The following is a 3,935-nucleotide window of genomic DNA, read 5'->3' on the forward strand; positions in this document are numbered from 1 at the left end:
CCAATGTAGACCTGCACTCTGGCATCTACGGCGGCACCGTCCAAAACCCGATTCACGCCCTCGTGTGTCTTCTGGATTCCATGCGTAGTCCAGCAGGCGATGTTCTGGTCGAGGGGTTCTACGATAATGTCGTCCCACTCTCAGCCGAGGATCGGGATCAGATTGCCGCTATTGGGCACGACGAGATAGAATATAAGGAACAACTCGGTGTGGACCGCCTGTTTGGCGAGCCCGGCTATACGGCACTTGAGCGAGCATGGGTTCGCCCAACGCTTGAGTTGAATGGAATCTGGGGTGGTTTCCAAGGGGAAGGCAGCAAAACTGTCATTCCGAGTGAAGCCCACGCCAAAATCACCTGTCGCCTTGTGCCCGACCAAAATCCGGACAAGATCTTGGAACAACTCGCTACGCATATCGACAAGTATACGCCTCCGGGGGTGAAGATAGAAAATACCCCAAAGGCTGCTCCCTCCCCGGCGTATCGAATCCCTGATGACCATCCGGGGAATCAGGCTGCCTTCGCTGTGCTTGAGGAGGTATATGGAAAAACGCCGTATTTCACCCGGCTGGGCGGCACCCTTCCAGTATGCCGTCTTTTCCTAGATAAGCTAGATGTCTATACGGTGACCTTTGCCTTCGGCTTAGAAGATGAAAACGCACACGCCCCGGACGAATTTTTCCGGCTCAGCAGCTTTGAGGGTGGACAGAAAGCCTATTGCAAGCTGCTGCATCGCCTCAGCGAACAGGACGGGTTGTAAGATTCGATGTTCAGTTTGGTGTCGAGATGTGAATCTCGACCTACAGGTTCTTAGTTAGCAGGAAGGGTTATAAGATTCCGCGCTCATCTGTGCTCGATTACAAGAGGAAGGAGCAGAAACTGTGCAATTAGCGAACCGAACAGCGATTATAACAGGGGCTGGATCGGGCATCGGTCGTGCGACTGCCCAACGATTCGCCTCGGAAGGAGCCTGTGTCGTAGTAGCGGACATCAACGACGCTGCTGGAATGGAAACCGTTGCAGCGACTGAAAGCGAGGGCGGAACCGCTCGGTTTGTGCACACGGATGTAACAGCCACCGCCGAGGTAGAAGCGATGGTGTCTCAGACGGTTGAAGCTTACGGCAGCGTTGATGTTTTGGTGAACAATGCGTACTTCTGTGATGGAGACGACATTCTCACTGTTGATGAGGAATTGTGGAACAGAAATATCCGGGGATGCTTGTCGAGTGCCTTCCTCTGCTGTAAGTCTGTATTACCGCACATGATTGGTCAGGGCAAAGGGGCGATTGTCAACATCGCTTCGGTAAATGGACTGCTCGGACTGGGCGAGGAGGCGTATAGCGCCGCCAAAGCAGGGGTCATCTCGTTGACGCAAAACATCGCTGTCCGCCACGGAGAACAGGGGGTCCGTGCCAATTCAATCTGCCCGGGGTCAATTCAAACACCGGCATGGCAGGCAGTCCTTGAAAAAGATCCGGATCTCTTTAACCGTCTGTCGAAATGGTATCCGCTCAAGCGGGTCGGCAAACCTGAAGAGATTGCTGCGGCTGCCCTCTTTCTGGCATCAGACCAAGCATCTTTCGTCACAGGGACAAACCTCATCGTCGATGGAGGACTGACCGCCGGACTGAAGCGTATGGGCGAGGAGCTCGTGGGAGAGGGAGATTCATAAGAAGTAATAGCGTAATAGGCGGTCTACAATGAATGATGACAATGCTTTTAGATTCTTACCTCCCGGACGATTAGTCAATGGCGATCTGGAGCTCATTTTGGTTGAAAAGCATCTCGCGGATCCCTCAAGGGGATATGTCCCTGCTTATGAGTTTGCAATGAGACCTGTCGGTCAAAATACGAATATGGGGAATATCTCGTTGAGGATTGGGAACGATGAGAACCTCGAAAAATACGCAGGGCATATCGGTTACAATGTTACGCCAGCGTACAGAGGGAATCGATACGCCGCGAGAAGCTGCCAACTCATCTTGCCTCTCGCACTCTGTCATAGGATTAATCCGATCTGGATTACGTGTAATCCCGACAATATAGCTTCGAGGAGAACGTGCGAAATTATGGGAGCCAGGTTTGTTGAAACCGTGGAGGTCCCCCGGAAATTCTATCATCTATACCAAAAGAGCGATCGAATTAAGCGTCGCTACCGTATAGATTTTTAACAATTCCTCGACGGTCACGCGATTGAAGAAACGTAGAACGTTGAACGGACGCCGCATCCACTAAATTGGAGACACAACCATGACATCAACACGACTCAACGATCAGCAGATGGCATTCTTTGATACATTTGGTTTCCTGTCCTTTCCTGGATTATTGGCTGACTGTGCCGATAAAATTATCGACGAGTTTGAAGCTATCTGGAATTCCCACGGTGGTGGACACCATGGCGCACTGCACGACGGAGTAAATCGTTCTTGTATCTTCCCGTTCCCGGATCGCAGCGAGTACCTCAGCTCTATACTGGACGATCCGCGTATCCACGACATCGCCGCCAGCATTTGTGGTGATGATTTTAACTACACCAGCGGCGATGGCAATTTCTACGCTGGGGATACCCGTTGGCACTCCGATGGCTACGACGGCAACAGACCTATGAGCATCAAGATTGCTTTCTATCTCGATCCGCTGACCCGCGACACCGGCGCACTCCGCATTATTCCCGGAAGCCATCGCGTTGGCGAGCCTTACGCCGACACGATTGAACGCGATATCCGTGAGAGCAGGCAGATCTGGGGGATGTCCGGTCCTGAAGTTCCAGCGCTCATTCTGGAGACGAACCCCGGCGATATTGTCGTCTTCAATCACAACCTCAAGCACGCTGCGTTTGGAGGAGCTGAACGGCGACGGATGTACACGATGAACTTCTGCCGCCGCTATCCGGAAGAACGACTTGGGGAGTTGCGCGATAAACTCGGCAACGAGGCACGGTTTTGGATTGATCGCATCCACGGCGAAGCGATGATTCGCACCGCGGGGCCGGAGCGGATGGTGCACTTGGAACAAGTGATGGAAAATGACACCCATCTCGCTGAATTACATCAAGAACTCAGAAAGACGATGACCGAACCGTCACGCGGCTGATGGCTCAATTGGTCTTGGCTGAGATTATGCCGTCGACAGAGTTCAGATAGAAAAAGAAAGTGCAAAACGCTAAGAGAAACCGAGCAGTAAGGAACAATGATCGTCGTTCCCGACGGTTACTGTTGCAAGATTTCTTAACATGAGCCAATAGAGATTGGAGACGCAACAATGGGGTCAACACGCCTCAACGACCAACAGATGGCATTCTTTGATACGTTTGGGTTCCTGTCCTTCCCGGGATTATTGGCTGACTGTGCTGATAAGATTATTGACGAGTTTGAAGCTGTCTGGGCTGCCCACGGTGGCGGACATAACGGCGCGTTGCACGACGGGGTGAATCGTTCTTGCATCTGTCCGTTCCCGGATCTCAGTGAGTACCTCAGTTCCTTACTGGACGATCCGCGCATCCACGACATCGCTGCTAGTATTTGTGGTGATGACTTTAACTATACAAGTGGCGACGGGAATCTCTACGCCGGGGATACCCGTTGGCACTCCGATGGCTACAACGGAAACCGGCTGATGGACATCAAGATCCCTTTCTACCTCGATCCGCTCACCCGCGATACGGGTGCACTTCGTGTGGTCCCCGGCAGCCACCGCGTTGGCGATCCTTATGCCGACACGATTGAACGCGATATCCGTGAGAGCGGACAGATCTGGGGGCTGTCTGGTCCTGAAGTCCCGGCACTCGTTTTGGAGACAAATCCCGGCGATATTGTTGTTTTCAACCAAAACCTCAAGCACGCTGCGTTTGGCGGTTCTGAGCGACGACGGATGTACACAATGAACTTCTGCAGTCGTTACCCCGAGGAGCGGCTTGGGGAATTGCGTGACATGTTC

Annotated in this window: 5 protein-coding genes (1 of these 5 running past the window's edge); all 5 read left to right on the forward strand. The window is 52.6% G+C overall.

Annotated elements, in window-relative coordinates; all coding sequences use genetic code 11:
• The coding region (locus J4G02_20000) for a M20/M25/M40 family metallo-hydrolase (protein MCE2396812.1) at nucleotides 1-758 on the forward strand (758 nt) is incomplete at its 5' end.
• A 121-nt stretch (nucleotides 759-879) separates the two neighbouring features.
• The gene (locus J4G02_20005) at nucleotides 880-1,671 is read left to right on the forward strand and encodes a glucose 1-dehydrogenase (protein MCE2396813.1); all 792 of its coding nucleotides are present in this window, start codon (nucleotides 880-882) and stop codon (nucleotides 1,669-1,671) included.
• A 28-nt stretch (nucleotides 1,672-1,699) separates the two neighbouring features.
• Nucleotides 1,700-2,170: a GNAT family N-acetyltransferase gene (locus J4G02_20010; protein ID MCE2396814.1), complete on the forward strand. Its 471-nt coding sequence runs from the start codon at nucleotides 1,700-1,702 to the stop codon at nucleotides 2,168-2,170.
• Nucleotides 2,171-2,249: 79 nt separating this feature from the next.
• Entirely contained in the window at nucleotides 2,250-3,092 is an 843-nt protein-coding gene (locus J4G02_20015) for a phytanoyl-CoA dioxygenase family protein (protein ID MCE2396815.1), read from the forward strand.
• A 168-nt stretch (nucleotides 3,093-3,260) separates the two neighbouring features.
• Nucleotides 3,261-3,935: the 5' portion of a phytanoyl-CoA dioxygenase family protein gene (locus tag J4G02_20020; protein ID MCE2396816.1), read on the forward strand. The gene runs 144 nt beyond the window's last position; 675 of the gene's 819 nt are visible here — the first part of the coding sequence; its start codon is at nucleotides 3,261-3,263; its stop codon lies off the right edge, out of view.

Source organism: Candidatus Poribacteria bacterium (assembly GCA_021295755.1).
Lineage (GTDB): Bacteria > Poribacteria > WGA-4E > WGA-4E > PCPOR2b > PCPOR2b.

Coding starts and splice junctions, on each gene's coding strand:
- J4G02_20015 (MCE2396815.1), top strand. CDS start 2,250: ATGACATCAACACGACTCAACGATCAGCAGATGGCATTCTTTGATACA.
- J4G02_20010 (MCE2396814.1), top strand. CDS start 1,700: ATGAATGATGACAATGCTTTTAGATTCTTACCTCCCGGACGATTAGTC.